Genomic DNA, 19648 nt, shown 5'->3' with positions numbered 1-19648 from the left:
GGGACCTTCGGTGACTCGTCGGTCATGGTGCCAGTACACCATCTCCGAGTCCATCAGGTCTCGCACAACCTCCGATAGGCAACACCGGGTAGGTACTGTGCCCATTCGGTTTCCGTCACCACCGACCCCCCGGATTCGCACAGCTGAGTACGAACCTCGTCGGGGTCGGTCCGCCAGATGCGGACATCGCGGGCCGTGCCACCGCCGAACAGCACTCGTCCGTCCGCGGCGAACACAGCATCGTTGACACGCATGCCATAGGCGGTGAGGGCAGCGTACTGCGATGGCGCGGCACGGTCCGTGACATTCCACAGCCACACCGAGGATCCCCCGTCGCCCGCGGCCAACCGCGTGCCGGACCGATCGAACGAGAGCGAGTAGATCGGGCTGGAGGGCCCGACGATGCGAGATAGGTGTTGCGGGGCAGCCGCATTCGTCATGTCCCACAGTCGAATCGAACGATCCGCACCGCCGGCGGCGAGAGTTCGCCCATCCGGTGAGATGGCCACGGCCTGAACGGAGCCTCCGAATCCGCCGAGTGTGGTCGTGCGGCGCGGGTCGGTCGGGTTACTGATATCCCACAGTTCGACCACGCCCCCGACACTGGCGATGGCCAGTACCGAACCGTCGGGAGACAGCGCCATGCCCGCCGGATAGTTCCCCGCCTGCAAGGTCGACATCTTCATCGGGGCAGCCGGATCCTCGAGCGACCACACCGACACGTCGTTCGAGTTCTGACCCGACGCGACCAACATCGTCCCCGAGCGATCGAACGCCAGCACCGCGGTCAGGCTGCCGGTCGCCTCCCGAACGCAACCCAGGGCCACCGGATCGCCGAGATCGGTTGTGTCCCAGAGCTGAAATCCCCCAGTTGCGGTGCCGACCGCGGCCAGAGTGCCGTCGGCCGTGAGCGCCACCGCACCCGTCTGCGCCATTCCGTCACCGAGGACCAACGGCTTCGACGGCACCGGATGCTCCACGTCCTCGACATCCCAGAGGGTTGTTGCGGACGCGCGACGACCTGCACCGACCAGTAGCCGGGTGCCCGCTGTATCGACAGGATTCTGGAAGATCGTGTCTCCGGCGTCCGCGAGGGCCGGACCCGGAAGCGGCCAGATTCGGGTTGTGCCATCACCACTGGCGGTCACGATCGACGAGCGATCCGGCGTGAATGCCAGCGAACTCACCTGGATCGGACCGGGAAGCGTGAGCTGCAGCGTCCCCGATGCGGCGTCCCACACCTTGGACGAATTGTCCGAGCTCGCCGCAGCGATCTGGACTCCGTCGCCGCTGAACGCGACATCTTTGACGTAGCTGGTGAATCCCGTCAACGCAGGCAGAGGAGAAAGTCCGCCCGCGTCGACGGCCCACCGCAGAACCTCACGACCGGTGGTACCCGCTGTCAACGTCCTGCTGTCGGGAGAAAATGCCAACTGCAGTGCGGTGTAGGTGGATCCGTCCGAGGGGACGTCGATCAACGGCACGGTGGGGGCTGCCGGAGACGAGGTCAGCTGCCTCGCGTCCCACAATCGCAGCGCGCGGCCGGCACCGACCGTCACCAGGAACCGGCCGTCCGGGCTGAATTCCGTGGCCGACGGCGAACCTGGTTGGGCGATTTCACCGACCGTGCGGGGCGTGGCGGGTTCTGCCACGTCGAGAAGAGGCAATCTGTCGTCCTGGGTGCCGACGAGCAGAAATCGTCCGTCCGGCGAGAACGACAGGTTCCCTACACCGACCACATCCGTGCTCGACAACTTCGTCGGTGTCGCCGGGTCGGATACACCCCACAGCTCGACACCGAAGGTTCCACCGACAGCGATGACGCCTCCGCGCGGATCGAACGTCAGCACCCGCGAGTCACGCGTGACCATCTCACCGAGCCGCGCATGGCCGTCGGCGAGCGACCACATCCGCACGTGCCCGTCGGAACCGCCTGTTGCCACCATGACTCCGCGTGGGTCGACCGCGGTCACGGCATTGCCCTCGACACCGAGCAGCCGCACCGGAGTATGAATCGCCGAGGAATCGAGCAGTGCCGATCGCGCCTCGGACGTTCGGTCCACCTCGTAGGACGCCAGCGCGAAGTAGGCCGCCAGCCCGGGATCCTGCGTTCGTAATTGCTGCGTGACGCCGGCGATCTGACGCGAGACGGCCTCGGCCTCAGCGTGTTCGGCTGCGAGCCGTCCGGCGTTCGCGTCCGATCGGGCGACGAACGCCGTCACTGCCAGTGTCACCGACAGTACGGTCAGAATCGCCAGTGCGGTGACGAGCGTTTCCAGGGTGCGTCGTCGACGTCGGTCGTTTCTGTACTGTTGCTCGACTCGATTCGCGCTCGCTTCGAGGTAGAGCTTCTCGGTGGAGTTGAGGTCGCGCCGACGCACCGGTCCGACGGATTCCTGTACCACCAGCAGCCTGGACTCCGGCAACAGCGAGCCCTCGTCGCGGTCGTTGTTCTCCCACAGTTCGGCCGCCTGGGTGAGCCGACGGTGTTCGACCAGCCACTGACGGTCGTCGTCGAGCCACTCACGCAGCCGCTTCCATGCCGTGAGCAACGCCTCGTGCGTCACCTGGACCGTCTCTTCGTCGACGGTCAGCAGTCTGCGCGCGGCGAACCGTTCGATGACGACATCGACGTCGGTGACCACGTTCATGTCGTCGTCTCCGTGGAACAGCTCGACACGATCGACGCGGCGACGAGTGACCACGTCGTCGTCGAGATTGACCAGACGCATGAAGATGCGGCGTGCTTCGCGCTGCTGCTCGAACGTCAAGGCGGAGAACACTTCCTCGGCGCTCTGGCCGACCGCTCCGCCGATTCCGCCGGTTGCCAGATAGTCCGCGACGGTCAGAGTCCTTCCGCTCGAGACCTGCCACGTCGTCAGCAATGCGTGCGAGAGCAACGGCAGGGCACCCGAGTCGTGGGCGAACTGCGATCCACGCGGACCCAACTCCCCGACCAGTACCTGTACGAGGGCATCGTCGACGGTGACTCCCGCCTTCGCTGCAGGCGAGACGATGACTTCCCGCAACTGCGATTCGGTGAGGCGGCCGACGACCACAGGGTTGTCGGACAGTCCGGCCAGCAGAGCATCCTCCGACACGGCGTTCTGGTAGAAGTCGGCCCGCAGACCGATGACGAGGACCGACCCGGAGTCGGTCGAGTCGGAGGCCGCACGAAGAAAGTTCTCGCGCTCGCGCGCTGTCGCCAGCGTCCACAACTCCTCGGCCTGATCCAGAACGACGACCGATCCCGACGCGAACGACCCGACTCGCTCGGGAAAGGCACGGATATCGCCCACGCCCGAACAGATTTCCGAACCGGCGAACCTCGATGCCAGGCCGGCGCGCAGCAGCGAGGACTTCCCCGAGCCCGATGCACCGACGACGAAGACGATGCCTCCACCGTTGTCGAGAACACCGCGGACGCGCGTGCTCAGACGGTCGATGACGTCGTCGCGTCCGAAGAACCACTCCGAATCGGCGGTCCCGAACGCCTCGAGGCCCTTGTACGGTGGGCTGCCCTTCGCCGGGTCGACCGTGCGCCTGCCCGAGACGGACCGCACCCTGGACACCGCGTCCCACCACCGCGCCCGCTCGTCCTCGTCGTCGACTCCGCAGGCGACCAGTACCGCGGCGAACATCTCGGCGCTGGCCTTCGTGGGTACGTGGTGACCGGAGAACCAGCCGCTGATCGTGCCGTGCAGGCCACCGGAACGCTCGACGATGTCGCGGACCGTGGCATTCGCCTGGATCCTGATCGCACGCAACGCCGCGGCGAATTCGGTGCGATCCGAGATCGACGAGGGATCCGGGCGATCGGAGGTCATGGGCGAAAACTATAGAGCCGGCAGATCATGCACCGATGCCTCGAACAGCCCACTGAGCAGGACAAACAGCAAAATTGCTGCGTTTGAATGACGCACACGTGGAACCCGGAGTCGTCCGTATTGACCTTGTATGGACTTGCGCGCACAGCTGGATCCGCGACGCCATTGCTTCGACGATGGACGCTGAGGTCGGGGATGGACGGATACACGAGGGGGAGAATTTTCGTGCTCGAGCAGACGTCGGCATCGGCGGTACATCACCCGTTTCGAAGGCCGAGAGAGTCGGCACCCACTGCACTCCCGACACCGACCGACACTCGTCGCCCCAAGCCTGCGTTGAGCGCGCGCGAGATCGAGGTCATGCTGGCCTGGTTCGCCTCCGACTCGAAAACGGTCGCAGCTCGGTCCGTCTACATATCGGTGGGCACGATCAACACACACATCACCCGGGTCCGACAGAAGTACGCGGCAGTGGGCCGCAGCGCGCCGACGAAGGCGGCCCTGTTCGCCCGCGCCCTGCAGGACGGTCACACTCAACTCTCCGATTGGTGACCGCCGATGCGGCTGCCCCTCGCGCGGGATGGCCGGGCGCGAATCACCGGATGGGTTGTGCCGTCCTTGTTCGCATCGGCGTCGGGTATTCCGGAACGGGCAGTCGATCGGCGCGAGCGAAGTCGGTCGGTAGTACGACATCGGATGGTCCGAGCGTGTGCACCGATGCGTGCCCGAGACCGAGCATCGCGGAATCCAGTCCGCCGCGGAGGATGTCGAGCACGTTCTCCACTCCTGCTCGACCGTTCGCGGCCAACCCCCATAGATAGGCCCGACCGATCAGCACTGCCCGCGCACCCAGCGCGAGCGCTTTCGCCACGTCGCTTCCCCGCCGGACGCCACCGTCGAGGGTGATCTCGACCTGCTCTCCCACTGCCTCGGCGATGGACGGCAACACCCGAATCGACGCCGGGGAACCGTCGAGATTGTTGCCACCGTGGTTGGACACCGAGATCGCGGTGACGCCGGCGTCGACGGCCCGTAACGCGTCGTCGACCCGCGAGATGCCCTTGAGCATGAACGGACCGTCCCACTGCTGACGTAGCCAGGCGATGTCCTCCCACGTGGGTAGCGGCGTGGACTTCCACTCGCGATATGCGGCGAAAAACGTCGGCGCGGGCTTTCCGGGCGGAGCGAGGTTGGGTGCCGTCAGATCCGGGAGGGTGCCCGTGCGTGCCCACCGCGCAAGCCATCGCGGATGCGCGAGTGCTTCCGGTGCGAACCGGAGCATCGCCCTCGGATCGAGGCGATCGGGAATCACCGGACTCCCCCAGTCTCGCCCCTCGGAGAACGACCAGTCCATCGTCACGATCAACCCGACGGCACCCGCATTGCGTGCCCGATCGAGCATGTGCAGCAACAACTCCCGTGATCCGACCCAGTGAAGCTGAAAGAACGTCTGCGGGTTCGCTGCGACGACCTCCTCGATGGGTTTGCTCGCGAACAACGACAAACCCATCGCCACACCGCGTGCCGCTGCCGCCCTCGCGACGGCAACCTCGCCGTCGGGGTGCACCGCTTGCACGCCCGTCGGGGAGATCATCACCGGAAACGACAGCGGTTGCCCCATCAGCGTCGTCGACAACTCACGTTCGTTCGACAGCCCTGCCACGTGCGGGGCGAACCCGAGTTCGGCGAACGCAGCGGTGTTGTCCGACGCAGTGATTCCGCGTTCCGATCCCGCCACCAACGCCGAGTAGACGGACTTCGGAAGACGCTTCTGCGCGCGCCGCTGGGCCTGCGCAACGGACTCGAACCAACCGGACTCGGTGAGCACGCAGCGCTCTAGACGCCGAGCCTGCGGTCGAACCCGGCCGGCATCACCACATCCGACGGCGAGAGGTCCTGTACCGAGGTGTGCCCGAGCCCGAGGACAGCGGAATCGACTCCGCCGCGCAGGATGTCGAGTACGTTCTCGACGCCCGCCTGACCGTTCGCCGACAGGCCCCACAGATATGCCCGCCCGATCAGCACCGCTCGCGCACCCAACGCCAGCGCCTTCACCACGTCGCTGCCGCGCCGAATCCCGCCGTCGAGGGTGATCTCGACCTGATCGCCCACCGCCTCGGCAATCGCGGGCAGCGCCCGGATCGGTGCGGGAGTCCCGTCGAGGTTGTTGCCTCCGTGGTTGGACACCGAGATCGCCGTGCACCCGGCGTCGACGGCTCGTTTGGCGTCGTCGACGCGCATCACGCCCTTGAGCATGAACGGCCCACCCCACTGCTCACGCAGCCACGCCACGTCCTCCCACGTCGGCAGCGGGGTGCCCATCCATTCGCCGTATGCACCGAAGAACGTCGGGGCCGGACCGCCCGTGGGCGGGGTCAGGTTGGGGGTCGTCAGATCGGGGATCTTGCCGGTCTTCGCGAACTCCCACAACCACTTCGGCCGCATGATGCCCTCGGGAGCGAACTGCACCATCGCCTTGAGGTCCATCTTCTCCGGGATCGACGGGCTACCCCAGTCGCGGCCGTTGGAGAACGACCAGTCCAGGGTCATGATCAGCCCGACCGCCCCGGCTGCGCGTGCGCGCTCCATCCGTTGCAGCAGTATCTCGCGCGATCCGACCCAGTACATCTGGAAGAAGGTCTGCGGGTTCGCCGCCGCGACCTCCTCGACGGACTTGCTGGCGAACGAGGACAAGCCGATCGGAATACCCCGCGCCGCAGCAGCTCTCGCGACCGCGACCTCACCGTCGGGATGCACCGCCTGCACGCCCGTCGGCGAGATCATCACCGGGAACGACAGCGTTTGCCCCATCACCGTCGTCGACAGATCACGCTTGTCCGATAGCCCGGCCACGTGCGGGGCGAAGCCGAGTTCACCGAACGCCGCCATGTTGTCATCGATCGTCAGTCCGCGCTCCGAGCCTGCCACCAGGGCGGCGTACACGGACTTCGGTAGACGCTTCTTCGCACGCCGTTGCGCTTCGGCAACGGTCTCGAACCACGCACTCTTCGCCATCAGCTTTCCTGTTCCATTCCTGCGAGCGGGTTCTCGTCACAGATCTTCGCCGGCGGACGCATCATCAACGTGAGCGGCACCGACTTTCGTGGGGTTTTGCGTTGCCCGGTCCGGGAATGGTCGACACTGGATTTGGGGATCTCCCCCGCCGCTGCCAACGCCATTTCACCGTTCCCGATGACGCATTCGGGGTCCGGTCCGTCCATGGGCAGACCGGTGAAGAATTTCGCTGCCATGCAGCCACCACGGCACGCGTCGAAGTGGGCGCACTTGGTGCACGCGCCCGAGGTCTGCGGCGAGCGCAGATCCTGGAACAATTCCGATGTTTGCCATACGGATTGGAACCCGCCCATGCCATCTTTCGCGTCACGGACGATGTTGCCGGCGAGGAAGTTCTCGTGAATGGCGAACGGGCAGGCGTACACGTCGCCGATCGGATCGATCAGGCACACCACTCGTCCGGCACCACAGAGGTTGAGCCCGGGCAGAGCGTCACCGAATGCCGAGAGGTGGAAGAACGAATCCCCGGTCAACACGCCCTCACCGTTGGCGACGAGCCAGTTGTAGAGCTCACGCTGCTGACCGGCCGTCGGGTGCAGATCGTCCCAGACATCCGCGCCCCGGCCGGATGGCCGCAACCGGGTGATCCGCAGTGTCGCAGCGTATTTGTCGGCCAACGCTTTGAAGTCGTCGAGCTGACTCACGTTGTGCCGGGTGACGACCACCGAGATCTTCGCGTCCCGAAAGCCGGCCTCCTTCAAGTTCTCCAACGCCCGGCACGCCATGTCGAACGAACCGGGTCCGCGGACCGCATCGTTGACCTCGGCGGTTGCGCCGTCGATGGAGATCTGGACATCGACGTAGTCCGACGCGGCCAACCGCGCGGCCACCTTCTTGTCGATCTTGACCCCGTTGGTGGAGAACTTCACACCCACCTGGTGCGCGGTCGCATAATCGACGAGCTCCCAGAAGTCCGAGCGCACCGTCGGCTCCCCACCACCGATATTGACGTAGAACACCTGCATCTTCTGCAGCTCGTCGATGATCGACTTGCACTGCTCGGTGCTCAGTTCGCGAGGGTCACGGCGACCCGACGAGCTCAGACAGTGCACACACGACAGATTGCAAGCGTAGGTCAGCTCCCAGGTCAAGCAGATGGGCGCGTCGAGCCCGAGCTCGAACTGGTCGACCAATTTGCCTACCGGAGCGGGCCTTTCGAGGGTGGAGGTCATGGGCGGAAGTCCTCTTCTACTAATGGGTCAGGCTCTACGGGCGAGTGATCATGCTCGAGTCGGCCAACGTTGCGAGGGCCTTCACGTATGGGGCCGACTGCTCTTCGGTGATCCCTGCGGCCTCGATCGCCGACCGCATGTCCGAGTGTTCCGGCAGCGATTCGATGATCGCCACGATCGTGCGGTTCTTCAGAAACGAGAGCTTGCGAGTTCCGAAGTGATACAACAGGGCCCCGAACGATTCCGGACGCAACGCCACCTGCGGATGCAGAGCCCACGGCGCATCCAGATCGAACTCGTCGAGGTCGTCGCGCACTGCAGTGGTCATGATCAGTACACGCCGCACATGCCGTCGATCGACACTTCCTCGACCAACGACTCCTCGACGAGATCGGATTCGACCACGGCCGTACCGACCACAGCGTTCTCGTTCTTCTTCGACATCTGGAACCTCCTGCGAAATATGCTCGGTCACAATCCGATTGGTTGTGTCTCGGATCACCACGCTAGCGGCCGATCACGACTCGGAAGCGGCGTGAGAGCAGAACTGGTCGGCCGTCGCGATCAACCGTCCATATGGGTAGGTATCGTCCCGTCCGGCGTGCGGGGCCAGCATCGTCCAAGCGGCCCGACCTGGTAGGGAGTGGCCGATTCGTCGACCGATGTGTGGAACGCTCGACCTCACCGAAGGGGCGGCCACGCCGAGTGGACGTGCGACGAACAGAAATGACATCGATGACCGAACTGGATGCACTCGCACCGAGCCCCGATGGAGTCTGGGCGCACGAGAACGTGGTGGTCCGACACCTGCATGGACTCGAGTTCGACGCGGTCCGAACCGGATCGACCGTGCAGGTGTGTCATGGCCTGACGTCGGCCCAGATCGGTGAGCGCCTCGTTCCGATCGTGACCGCACAGGCACGTCATGTGGGTCTTTCGCAGCGGGAATTCGAGTTGGTGCTGGTCGGGATCGTCCGCACCACCGTCGCCGATCCGGTCGACGCCTGGGCCACCTACTATCGCAATTCGCTGGACGAACTACTATCCGGCACTGCCGATTTCGCTCCCGTCCACGATCACGCAGAAAACCTGATCGTCGGATCGGTGCTCGATATGGGATCGTGTTTCGGCTTCTTTCCGCTCCGACTGGCAATGAAGGGGCACTCGGTGACCGCAACGGACCTCTCCGACGGCACCATGCGGTTACTCACCGTCGTAGCCCCGCATCTCGGGATCACACTCGACACCGTGGTGTGCGACGCTGCGAACGTTCCCGTCGCAGACAGCAGCGTCGACACGGTGACTGCTCTGCATCTCCTCGAACACGTCGACGCAGAGACAGGATCTCGCATCGTGAGAGAGGCACTACGCATCGCGCGCACCCGTGTCGTTGTTGCAGTGCCCTTCGAGACCGAGACCACCGCCTGCCACGGACACGTTCGCACGTTCGACGAATCATCGCTGGTGGAATTGGGTCGGTCGACGGGTTCGATGTTCGAGACCTCGGAGCACCACGGCGGGTGGCTCGTGATCGACAAGACCAGGGCACGCCAGTTCACCTGAACAGGTTTCGCATCCGAGGCGTTACCCCAGCACACCTAGAACGGCGGCTCGCCGGTGTCTTCGGCGGTCGGTTCTGTTATCGACTCATGGTTGTCCGGTGGGTCGGGGTAGGCGATGATGCCGGAGTTTCTCGGTTGGGTGGGGATGTGTGGTCTGAGGTCGTTGCCGAGGATGGGAACGGCGGTGCCGTTGGCGGGCAGGGTGATTCGGGTGGTCTTCGATGTCGATGTCCACAGGATCCCTCCGCCGGGGAGCATGACGGCTGTCCAGTAGCGGGCGGTCTTGACAGTGTGGTGGTACTCGCACAGGCACTGCAGATTGTTGACGGTGGTCCAGCCGCCGCCGACGGGGTTGCTGTGGTCGAACGGGTTCACGTGGTCGAGTTGGCAGCGGGCGGCGGGGCGGTGGCAGCCGGGGAAGCGGCAGTGTTTGTCGCGGAATCGGACGGCGGCGGTGGTCAGGGCATCGGGTCGGTAGAACAAGGCCCGGTCGGTCAGGGGGTCACGGGGTACCGACTTTCCGAGGGTGGGGTCAGCGGCGATGGCAGCTTCGAGTGCGGCAGCAAGGGACGCGTTGCCGAGATAGAGGCCGCCGGATGTGCGGGTTACCGATGTGTGGATCGTGCGGTTGTTGGGCCGGATTGCGAAGGGCAGGTCGAGGGCAGAGCTGTGCCGTGTGCCCCGGCCGATGGGAGTGTGGGTACAGAACAGCGCTGCGGCGGAGGCCAGCGATTGCGTCCGCCGTTGCCTGTCCGCGCCTGCCCCGGTCTCGGTCTCGGTCTCGGTCTCGGAAGGAGCTGAATGGGCAGAGGTGTCCCCCGCGGAATCCTCCGTCTGATGATTCTCCGTCTGATCGTGCATCGAAGTCGGTGATGTCGCAGTCCCCGGTTCCGGCGGGATAACTGTTCCTGGCGTGGGGCCCGTTGTCGGTGGTGATACTGATGTCGGCGGGACCGTCCCGGGTCGCTCGAGTCGCTTTGGAGCAGAGCCTGTTTCGCTTCGGTCCGGTGCAGTGCCGGACTCCGGCGATGGTGCTGGATCGGAGTCATGGTCGGGATCTGCCCTTTGGTCGGAGGCAGATCCCGCCGCTGTCGGTGGTGCTGATGCGGTTGCTGTCGCGTTGGTAGTAGAAGGCGAGGTGGTTGTGTTCGCTGCCGGCGCATCGATCGGAGAGCGTACGGGTGTGGGCGATGCTGCGGTTGCGGATTCGTTCGCCGCTTCCGCATGCGGGGCAGTGGTCGCATCGGTGATGACGTCGACGGAAGCACCTGTGGTCGTGCAAGTCTCGGTCTCTGGTTCTGGGTTGCTGTCGGTGCGGCTGCGAGTCTCGGTAGCGCGTGTTCCCGACGCAGTGTTCGTCCCTGAGTCCGCGTCCGTGCCCGTGTCCGCTGTCGCGGCCGACCCTGAGTCCTGTACCCGAACTCGGGTTTTCGGTGTTCGTTCCCATTCCCCGGTTTCCGGGTTCTGCACAGCCAGTCCGAGTTTCTCGGCGAGGGTGACTGCGTCGGTGAGCAGGATCTGCCACTGACTGTTGCGGGCGAGTTCCCGGGCGAGATCAGGATCGATCGAACCGTGTCCGGCCAGATACGCCGGGTTGGCGAGCAGCCCGATCAGGGTGGCTATATCGACGGTGACCATCGTCAACGGCACCCGCCGATCGGGCAACGCCGCATCCTTTTTGGGGCAGTCCTCCCGTCGGCACAGGCACGCCAAGCGGGGTTCGCCGTGCATCCGGGCCATGAACGCATCGCACAGGCGTTCCTTCTTCCCGCGCGGGTCTTTCGGGCACAAGGTGTCGGCCATCTCCTCGAGCAACTGCCACGCAGCGGCAGCTTCCGGGGCGGTCAACTCCGCCCGGATCCGCGCCAGTTCCCCGGCCGGGGTGTAGGTGACGGTCCGGAACCTCTTCGCGAACTCGCGTAGTGCCGCTGCTTCTTCCGGGGCGACCCGCAGCAGGATGTCCCAGATCTCCTTCTCGAGCGGACCCGGCGACAACCGGTGGGCTGCTTCGACGACCTCGGCTTCGACGGAGGTGACGATGTCGTCGGAGAGGTTGTCGAGGATCCGGCACACCGTCCGCACCCGTGGAAGGTCGACCTCCCCGCCCTCGAATGCTTTCCGCAGCAGGGGCAGTCGGGTGTGCAAGGCGACGGCGATGGACACGTACGATTCGGCGACCGTCGCCGAACATCCCAACGCGACGGCCATTTCGGTGCGCCCGTATCGGCTGTAGTGCTTGTACTTGATGTCGTGGGTGATCCAGCTCCGATGGACCTCGTAGCAGGCGGTGATCTTGCGGGCGGCCTGCCGATTCTCCGCACGCGCAGCAGCAGTCAACGCCTCCAGTGACACAGCTGGCAGTGCACCCATCTTTCACCCCCCGGTGAGCAACGTTTCAGAACGTGCGTTCGAACTGAAAGAAGACTAACCCGGGCCACCGACAAGAAAGGAAAGCGCAGACTCGGCAGCTCGTGCTCACCACCCCGACCAGCACAAATCAGCCGAGCTCGAACTCAGAACGTCGTGATCTGAGCCGCGGTCGTGCGGTGCCGACCACAGTGAGCCCAGCCGATACCCTGGCCTTGTGGAGCCCGACCATAGGAGATGTCTCGACGTCAGTAGGGCGTGCGGTTTCTCCAACACTTCGCCGCAACGGTCGTTGAATCGCCGCGCGATGACCCTGGAAACGTCGACGTGTGGAAGATCCTTGCCGACGAGTACCACGTCTGCCGTGCAGAACAAGAAGTCAGCTGCCCGGTGCACCGGGTACGCGAGCCGAATGCGTACATGTCGTAGATCTCTCCGTCTCGAAACCCGCGGCCATATCGTCCAGCGCAGCGTCGAAGACGTGACGCCGCACGTGCCCGACTACCTCACGGTCCGTGACGACCCGACAATCGGTCAGCATCACCACACTTTTAGAATCATCCGACCAAATGACCGAGAACCATTGGCCTCGTTGCCCTTTCTCCAGTGTGTACGAACCGGAATCGGCGCGCGAGCCCGTTCGTGGTGTCAGGATCGATCGAATCCTGACACCACGAGCGCCATCGGCCTAGGCGTGCTCGGGTACCGACAGTCGATTCTCCGCTGCGGCGAGTGAGTCGAATCCGTCTGCCTTGAGCAGATTGTGGACGTTGCGCCGGCGAACGCCCATGTTCCCGCCGTCGTACACCGGGAAGCAGAGGACGTCTTCCATGATCGCAGCGATCGGGGTCAGGTTCGTGTACGCATCGACGCCGACGAGACGCATGGCGTCGTACACCACCTGCACGGCCGTCTCGGACGCGAATATCTTTGCTTCGTTGGCCAATTCACGGTCGCGTCCACCGGTGCGATCGAAGTGATCGGCAGCCTTCCATGCGAAGTAGCGGACCGCCTCGATCCGAGTCTTGATGTCCACCAACATGTATCCCGCGTTCTGGTACTCGATGACGGGTACCGGACCGGACCGGTGGTCGGTCTTGGCGAATTGCAGAGAGTAGTCGAATGCAGCCCTCATCCTGCCCACGCACGCGGCGGCGATGGACGAGCAGGTCCAGGAGAAGGCGGTGGCGACGATGTCCAACCCGTCGCCCGGCTTACCGATGAGGTTGCCGACCGGCACTCGCACGTCGCGGAATTCGACTCGCGGCGAGTTGGTGGCGCGGTGTCCGATGGTGTCGATCATGTCGGTGATCTCGACCCCCGGCGTCCCCTTCTCCACGACGATGACCGCGAGCGACTCCGACGGCGGGAGCGCAGGATCGGTGCGGCACACCACGCTGATCAGGTCGGCACCCTGACCGTCCCAGCCCGAAGCATTGGTGGTGTAGTGCTTGGCACCGTTGATGACCCACTCGTCGCCTTCGCGTCGCGCGAAGGTCCGAATTCCGACGGTAGGGTCCTCCGAGTCGTAGTTGGCCCCACCGGTCACCTCGGTGTATGCGATCGCAGCCAGCCGAGGCTCGCCGTCGCAGAACAGCGGGAGCCAGCGATTCTTCTGTTCCTCGGTGCCGAAATTGATGATCGGATTCAGTCCCAATCCGGTGCCGAGCAACGCTGTCGGAGTGTTGATGTCGACCCGAGCGAGTTCCTCGGCCGCAAGGGCGAACGTCAGGTTGTCGAAGTACGCGCCGCCGTATTGATCGGGAACCAGTCCCTTGACGAATCCGAGCCCGGCCAGCTGCTTGTAGACCGGCTGCAATGCGTAGAAGCGATCCTCCGGCCGGGGCAAGGGCGAAATAGCGGCTGCTACTTCGCTCAGGATCTCGTCTGCCACTTGCCGCGCCTGCATGCGCACGGCCATCTGCTCGGGGCTGAGCTCGAAACTCAGGGTCATGTGGGACTCCTCGATGTCTGTCCTGGTGGGGTGAAGAACGGAATCGGGCGACGCTGCCCTGCACACCAGTTTCATCGGGTGAGTCGTCCTGGTCTTGTACCGGACTGCGCCGTGATCGGTACCGTTCTGCACACTCGGACAGAGCGTTTCGCTACCGCTGCACCAGCTGCGGCAGTTCCCTGGTCTTCATCGACGCTCGGTATTCGACCGGACTGCATCCGAAGTGCGATCGAAACGACTTGGCCAGGTGCGCCGAATCCGAGAATCCCCACGCCGCTGCGATCGTTCCGATCGACCGATCGTCGCGCGAATCGGCAAGCTCACGACGACACGCCTCGACTCGATGCTCACGTACCACGGCACCGAAAGTCGTTCCCGCCCTCTCGAACAGTGCATGGAGAGTGCGAACCGATACCCCTACGTGGCGGGCTGCCTCGGTGGCGGGAACTCGGCCGAAGGGAAGCCGGGAGTCGATGAACCGAACCGCGGACACCCGGAGTGCTTCGTCGGTCTGCAACGAGCACGCGGTGTCCCGCTCGGCCGTTGCTCCCAGCACCGCGCGGAGCAGATCGACATGGGCGGCACCGATCATCTGCCGCTCGGTGGGGTGCAGTGAGGAATCGCTCCGCCAGGTCTCGACCATCAGTGAGCCGAGCAAGCGAGCCGAGCCCGACGAGCTCGAAAAGCGCCGAGCAGTGGTCCCCGCCGACGGTGCGACGACGTCTGCCAGCAATGGCCGTGGCAGACGGAACGACAGGACCCGCCACAGTTCGTCGTTGCCCGGTTCGACGAACTCGAGGCGGTACGGGCGGGTCGAATCGACGACGGCGAATTCGCCTCGGGAGACGGTGCACTGCCGCCCGTCCTGGGTGGTCGTACAGTGCCCATCCAGTTGGAGGTTGACGAAGACGACGTCCTCGTCCGCGCGGGCGACTTCGCGCTTTCCGTGGTCGATTCGCTGGGTGCAGGAGGCGATCTCCGCGGCATTGCCACCTCCGACAGCCGCAGAGCGCACCCACCCGGGCAGTCCGGACCGGGACGAACTGCGTTCGACGTGATCGCGGGATCGCCACGGTGCCAGTGGGGTGAATGCCTGACACAGGACGTCGGCCCAGTAGCTCATCTGATCGGCATGGCCGAGTCCCCGGGTTGTCCAAAATGACGTCATGATGCACTCCGCGATAGGTTCGAGTGCACCAACGGTAGGCCCTTGGCGTAAGCCATCCGAGGCGTTTGCGTTACGAAATGCGTCCACTCTCCTCACATCGACGGGTGGTGCGCCGAGAGAATTTCTCGGATCTTCAGATGCACGTGCCTCGCCGCGACGAGGCGAGAGAGTCGAGCATCCACGCGGGGTACTCACCGGACGGCCCGAGGTCGCCGTCGGAGGGCGGGATCACGATCACACAGTTGGCGTCGGCGAGCGCACCGACAGAATGCGATCGGATGATTCTGGCCCCTTCACCGTCGACGATGCCCAGCATGACCCGGGGTACCGGTGAGGCAGAAACGGCCTCCCCCGCTACCCTGACCGTTCTGATCGTTCGCTCTGCTCGCGGGTTTCGCAGTGCCGCAACGATGATCGGCCGGACGAACAGTTCGTACGAGATCAACGCGCTGACAGGGTTTCCGGGCAGACAGACGATCGGAGTTCCCTCGACCTTTCCGCATCCCTGCGGTTTGCCCGGTTTGACTGCAACCGAGACGAATTCGACGTCCTGGTCTGCAAGCGCAAGCCGGATCACCTCCTCGGTGCCCGCGCTGATCCCACCGGTCGTGACGACGAGGTCGGCAACCGCCGCGCATCGGGCCAGTGCCGCCCGACACTCATCGACGTCGTCGGCGACGGCCGGTTCGAGGTGAACGTCGGCACCGCACCGAAGCAGATCCGCGACGATCATCGCCGAGTTCGCGTCGTAACACTCGCCGCGTGCGAGTTCGGTCCCGACCGGCCGAACCTCGGATCCTGTCGACAGCACCGCCACGATCGGAGCCGACTCGATCAGCACATGGGTGCGACCGAGCGCCGCCAGAACACCGACCTGTGCCGACGTGACCGATGTGCCTGCCCGGACGGCGACGTCGCCGACCTCGAAGTCCGAGGCACGACTGCGGATGTTGCTCTTCGAGCCGACCGAGTGGATCGTCACCTCCTCGATACCGAATGTCTCGACGAACCCGCTGGTTCCCTCGACCGGAATCACCATGTCTGCGCCGTACGGAACTGCGGCACCGGTCATGACCTGTACCGACTCACCCGGATGAAGGTGCAGCGGTGCCGGTTGTCCACCTGCGACACTGCGCGCGGAGACGAGCAGACGTACGGGCAGATGTTCCGGACCGATGACATCGGCAGCGCGAACGGCGAATCCGTCGACCGCCGAATTGTCGAAGGCCGGCAGTGCGTGGTCGGCAACGACATCCTCGGCGAGCGTTGCCCCTACCGCATTGCCGATCGGCACCGAACGCACCGACGCCGATACTCCCAGTTTTCTTATCGCGCAGCGGTGTTGGTCCACCGTTCGGAGATGGACCTGGACGCTGTCCACTGTCGTCGACATCATCCGCCGGAGATCGGAGGCAGGACCGCGATCTCGTCCCTATCGGAGCACGGCGAATCCTCGTCGCGTGCCAGCGATCGTCCATTGATCCAGATGCGCGACACCGCCAATACCTCCGCGAACGACGCACCGTATCGTTCGACCGCAGTATCGAGCACCTCTCTGACGGTCGATCCCGACATGCTGTTCGACGCCTCCCCGGCAATCTGTCGTGCCGCAGCGAACATCACCAACTCGGCCATACGATCAGCCCCCTTCGATCATCCACCGATGTAGGACATTTCGATCCGATCTCGCACCGGATCCTCGTTCGTTTCCGCTCGAAGTTCCGAGTACCGATCGTCCCGTCGCACCCACAACGCCGTGAGGCGGGATACGAGTTCGTCCTGCGACGCCCCCGAGCGCAGCAACGCGCGCAGGTCCGTTCCGGTCGACGAGAACAGACAGGTGTACACCTTGCCGTCGGCAGACAGCCTCGCGCGCGTGCACGTTCCGCAGAACGGCTCGGACACCGACCCGATCACGCCGATCTCTCCACTGCCGTCGAGGTATCGATATCGAGTCGCCACCTCACCGTCGTACACCGCCTCGACCCGCACCAGCGGGTGGACGCGGCCGATCGTCTCCACGATCGCTTGCACGTCCATGACCTGGGACAACTCCCACCGATTCGTAGCACCGACGTCCATGTACTCGATGAAGCGCACCACGACGCCGGTGCCCTTGAACCGCTCCGCCAGAGTCAGAATCGAATCCTCGTTCACCCCGCGACGCACCACGACATTGACCTTCACCGGAGACATGCCCGCGTCCACCGCCGCGTCGATACCGTCGAGTACCGTCTGCACGGGCACCCGAGTGTCACTCATGCGAGCAAACGTTGCCGGATCCGTCGAATCGAGGCTGACGGTCACCCGCCCCAACCCCGCGTCGACCAACTTCGCAGCATGTGCGCCGAGCAGAGAACCGTTGGTGGTCATCGCCAGATCGATACCGTCGATGGCGCTCAGTCGCTCGACGAGGGAGACAATTCCGGTTCGCAGCAGCGGTTCTCCACCGGTCAGGCGCACCTTGCGAATACCGATGTCGGCAGCAGCTCGGGCGACTCTGTCGATCTCCTCGAACGACAGCAGTTTCGCGGTCTTCAAGAATTCGTGGTCGGGACCGAATTCGGACCGCGGCATGCAATAGACGCACCGGAAGTTGCACCGGTCGGTGACGGAAATACGCAGGTCCCGAAGTGGCCGGCCCCGAACGTCTCTCGCGTCGGTCACGACATCCCTCACGAGGCGGCACCGCAGGTGAGCGGCGACCACTGCGAGGCTGCATGGTGGACGTTCTCGATCTGCACACCGGTCTCCACCCAGGATTGCGCGGCGTCCCGCTGTTCGAGCTTCCACACCGGAACGGACGCCTTGACGATGTCGATGCAGAACTGAGCCGCCAGAAACGCGGCGACGCGATGACCCGCGGACACACAGACCAGGACACTCGCTTCACCCACCGCGACGGATCCGGTCCGGTGCAGCAGGGCGATACGGCCGATGTCGGGCCAACGCTGTTGCGCCGTCTCGGCAATCTCGAACAGGCGTCCGCGCGCGACGGACTCGTAGGACTGATAGTCGATCGACACGACCCCGTCGGTCCGTCGACCTGCGGAGTCCCTCGAATACTCGCGCACAACCCCGGTGAAGGTGACAACGGCCCCGCACTGGGGCATGGTGGCCCAGGCGGTCGCCGCCTCGACCGACAACGCGTCGGAGGTGACTGCGACTCGCACCCCGCTTGCGCGGGATTCACTGTCGTTCCCGTCCAGCTGCACGACTGTGTCGACGTCGCCCATGGTGCACCCCTTTCGTCGAATTCGGTTCCAGCTTGGTCCAGAGGGCTGCAGTGCATTTGACCGCCAGCGACCGTTAGTTGACCTGCAGAGACCTCGCCACGCCGTGCGGATCGGACTTTCCGGCAATGTTACGAACAGCGAATCAACCGGAAACATTGCGCGCTAACCTCGAACAAAGCTCCTGCATCGCAGTGACGACACGGTCACCAGGACCGACGACGGTGGGCTTCGACGAAAAGGGGTTCCCATGCTGTCCAGATCCGGATTCTCGATCCCGACTCGGACGACCAGCCGCAGTGACTGGTGCGACATGCTCAGCGAGCATTTCGTCGCACTGGACGTCGCGGACGTGGCCGACAGCCGATTCACCGGGGCCGTCCGGTCGATGTCGCTTGCACACCTTCAGGTTTCGAGTGTCAGATCCACCACGCAGCACATCGCGCGTACCGACTCGTTGATCGATCGGGATCGCATCGAGTACGTCCAGATCGGAATGATCAGACGCGGCTCGGCCATCGTCGTGCAGGACGGCCGCGAATGCACTCTGACGCGGGGCGACTTCGCGATCTACGACACCTCGCGCCCGTTCGACTGGATCATCGACGGCCACCCCGACGACGATCAATGGGAACTGGAGGTCTTCACCTGGCCCCGTCACATGCTTCGGCTCGACGCCCGTGAATCCAGCGACATGACGGCGATGGCATTCGACGGATCCGCCGGATTCAGTGGGCTACTGGGCCGGTTTCTTCACGATCTGAGTTCGACGCGCTCGTCACTGGACATCACCGGAGCGCAGGCGATAGCGGACGAGGTCGGCGATCTCGTCAGCGTGATCGCCCGCAACACCACCACGAACTCGACCGTCGACTCGCCCAGTGCAGCTCTGGTTCGGTCAGCGCAGCGGTACATCGAGGACCACCTCGCAGATACCGAGCTTTCACCCACCTCGGTGGCGTCGGCGATGTTGGTCTCGACGCGACAGTTGCATCGTGTGTTCGCCTCGAGCGGCACGACGGTGGCCCGCACCATCAGAACCAAACGGCTCGAGCGCTGCCGCCGCGAGATCGTCGGCAGCATCACTCTGGACAAGTCGCTCGGGCAGATCAGCCGGAGATGGGGCTTCGCGGACCTCGCCGTCTTCAGCCGCGCCTTTCGTGAGCAGTACGGCATGAGTCCGCGGCAGTACCGCGCCAGCGTCTGTGCCCGGTCGGACGACCCGCGTGCGGTGACGCGCTCGACACGGCCGACCGACCGAGAACAGAGGTACTGACGCGACGAGCGACT

The 19648-nt window shown here is 64.6% G+C and carries 17 protein-coding genes; 3 read left to right on the top strand and 14 right to left on the bottom strand.

The genetic code is table 11. The features are described 5' to 3' along the window. Positions 1-53 precede the first annotated feature (53 nt). Positions 54-3827, bottom strand: a complete 3774-nt coding sequence (locus tag CH276_RS26800) for an nSTAND1 domain-containing NTPase (protein WP_094632347.1) — start codon at positions 3825-3827, stop codon at positions 54-56. Between the two features lie 225 nt (positions 3828-4052). On the opposite strand from CH276_RS26800, the gene CH276_RS29145 reads away from it, so the two are divergent. After that, positions 4053-4379 (top strand): LuxR C-terminal-related transcriptional regulator, encoded by a 327-nt coding sequence (locus tag CH276_RS29145; RefSeq protein WP_230596991.1) that lies wholly within the window; start codon positions 4053-4055, stop codon positions 4377-4379. Positions 4380-4422: 43 nt separating this feature from the next. Here the strand turns inward: CH276_RS29145 and mftD (CH276_RS26790) are convergent, their stop codons facing one another. The 5 genes from mftD (CH276_RS26790) to mftA are packed head-to-tail and all read right to left on the bottom strand — an operon-like array spanning position 4423 to position 8518. Further along, positions 4423-5655 carry a pre-mycofactocin synthase MftD gene (gene mftD, locus CH276_RS26790; RefSeq protein WP_094632345.1) on the bottom strand — a complete coding sequence of 411 codons (1233 nt, stop codon included), beginning with the start codon at positions 5653-5655 and terminating at the stop codon, positions 4423-4425. Between the two features lie 8 nt (positions 5656-5663). Continuing rightward, positions 5664-6842 (bottom strand): pre-mycofactocin synthase MftD, encoded by a 1179-nt coding sequence (mftD, locus tag CH276_RS26785; protein ID WP_094632343.1) that lies wholly within the window; start codon positions 6840-6842, stop codon positions 5664-5666. After that, complete coding sequence (mftC, locus tag CH276_RS26780) at positions 6842-8074, bottom strand: mycofactocin radical SAM maturase (protein WP_032397572.1); 1233 nt, start codon at positions 8072-8074, stop codon at positions 6842-6844. The genes mftD (CH276_RS26785) and mftC overlap by 1 nt, the downstream gene beginning before the upstream one ends. Positions 8075-8108: 34 nt before the next feature. Next, complete coding sequence (mftB, locus tag CH276_RS26775) at positions 8109-8402, bottom strand: mycofactocin biosynthesis chaperone MftB (RefSeq protein ID WP_094632341.1); 294 nt, start codon at positions 8400-8402, stop codon at positions 8109-8111. 2 nt (positions 8403-8404) lie between these two features. Beyond that, a complete protein-coding gene (mftA, locus tag CH276_RS26770) occupies positions 8405-8518 on the bottom strand; it encodes a mycofactocin precursor MftA (RefSeq protein ID WP_080730438.1) in 114 nt (37 codons plus the stop codon). 291 nt (positions 8519-8809) lie between these two features. Between mftA and mftM the strand changes: the two genes are divergently transcribed. Next, positions 8810-9637: a mycofactocin oligosaccharide methyltransferase MftM gene (mftM, locus tag CH276_RS26765; protein WP_094632431.1), complete on the top strand. Its 828-nt coding sequence runs from the start codon at positions 8810-8812 to the stop codon at positions 9635-9637. A gap of 35 nt (positions 9638-9672) precedes the next feature. On the opposite strand, the gene CH276_RS26760 is transcribed toward mftM, so the two are convergent. The 8 genes from CH276_RS26760 to CH276_RS26730 form a co-directional block, all read right to left on the bottom strand. Then, complete coding sequence (locus tag CH276_RS26760; protein WP_094632339.1) at positions 9673-12006, bottom strand: HNH endonuclease signature motif containing protein; 2334 nt, start codon at positions 12004-12006, stop codon at positions 9673-9675. Between the two features lie 105 nt (positions 12007-12111). Continuing rightward, on the bottom strand, positions 12112-12399 hold the full coding sequence (locus CH276_RS28280; protein WP_254924459.1) for a hypothetical protein: 288 nt from the start codon (positions 12397-12399) through the stop codon (positions 12112-12114). Between the two features lie 292 nt (positions 12400-12691). Beyond that, a complete protein-coding gene (locus CH276_RS26755) occupies positions 12692-13957 on the bottom strand; it encodes an acyl-CoA dehydrogenase family protein (RefSeq protein ID WP_094632429.1) in 1266 nt (421 codons plus the stop codon). 151 nt (positions 13958-14108) lie between these two features. Continuing rightward, positions 14109-15125: a helix-turn-helix domain-containing protein gene (locus tag CH276_RS26750; protein WP_082073742.1), complete on the bottom strand. Its 1017-nt coding sequence runs from the start codon at positions 15123-15125 to the stop codon at positions 14109-14111. Positions 15126-15258: 133 nt separating this feature from the next. Next, positions 15259-16518, bottom strand: coding sequence for a molybdopterin molybdotransferase MoeA (locus tag CH276_RS26745; protein ID WP_254925927.1), 1260 nt, complete (start codon positions 16516-16518; stop codon positions 15259-15261). Then, positions 16518-16760, bottom strand: coding sequence for a MoaD/ThiS family protein (locus CH276_RS26740; protein ID WP_045196011.1), 243 nt, complete (start codon positions 16758-16760; stop codon positions 16518-16520). Before CH276_RS26740 ends, CH276_RS26745 begins: the two co-directional genes overlap by 1 nt. Before the next feature lie 18 nt (positions 16761-16778). Continuing rightward, on the bottom strand, positions 16779-17792 hold the full coding sequence (moaA, locus tag CH276_RS26735; RefSeq protein ID WP_141214789.1) for a GTP 3',8-cyclase MoaA: 1014 nt from the start codon (positions 17790-17792) through the stop codon (positions 16779-16781). Between the two features lie 8 nt (positions 17793-17800). Continuing rightward, entirely contained in the window at positions 17801-18361 is a 561-nt protein-coding gene (locus tag CH276_RS26730) for a molybdenum cofactor biosynthesis protein MoaE (protein ID WP_176459465.1), read from the bottom strand. A 247-nt stretch (positions 18362-18608) separates the two neighbouring features. Here CH276_RS26730 and CH276_RS26725 point away from each other — a divergent pair, with 247 nt between their 5' ends. After that, on the top strand, positions 18609-19634 hold the full coding sequence (locus CH276_RS26725; RefSeq protein ID WP_082322636.1) for a helix-turn-helix domain-containing protein: 1026 nt from the start codon (positions 18609-18611) through the stop codon (positions 19632-19634). Positions 19635-19648: the final 14 nt, after the last annotated feature.

This window comes from Rhodococcus sp. 06-470-2 (assembly GCF_002258235.1).
Classification (GTDB): Bacteria; Actinomycetota; Actinomycetes; order Mycobacteriales; family Mycobacteriaceae; genus Rhodococcoides.
The sequence above is the reverse complement of the archived record's forward strand: the minus strand, read 5'-3'. Positions and strand labels throughout refer to the sequence as shown.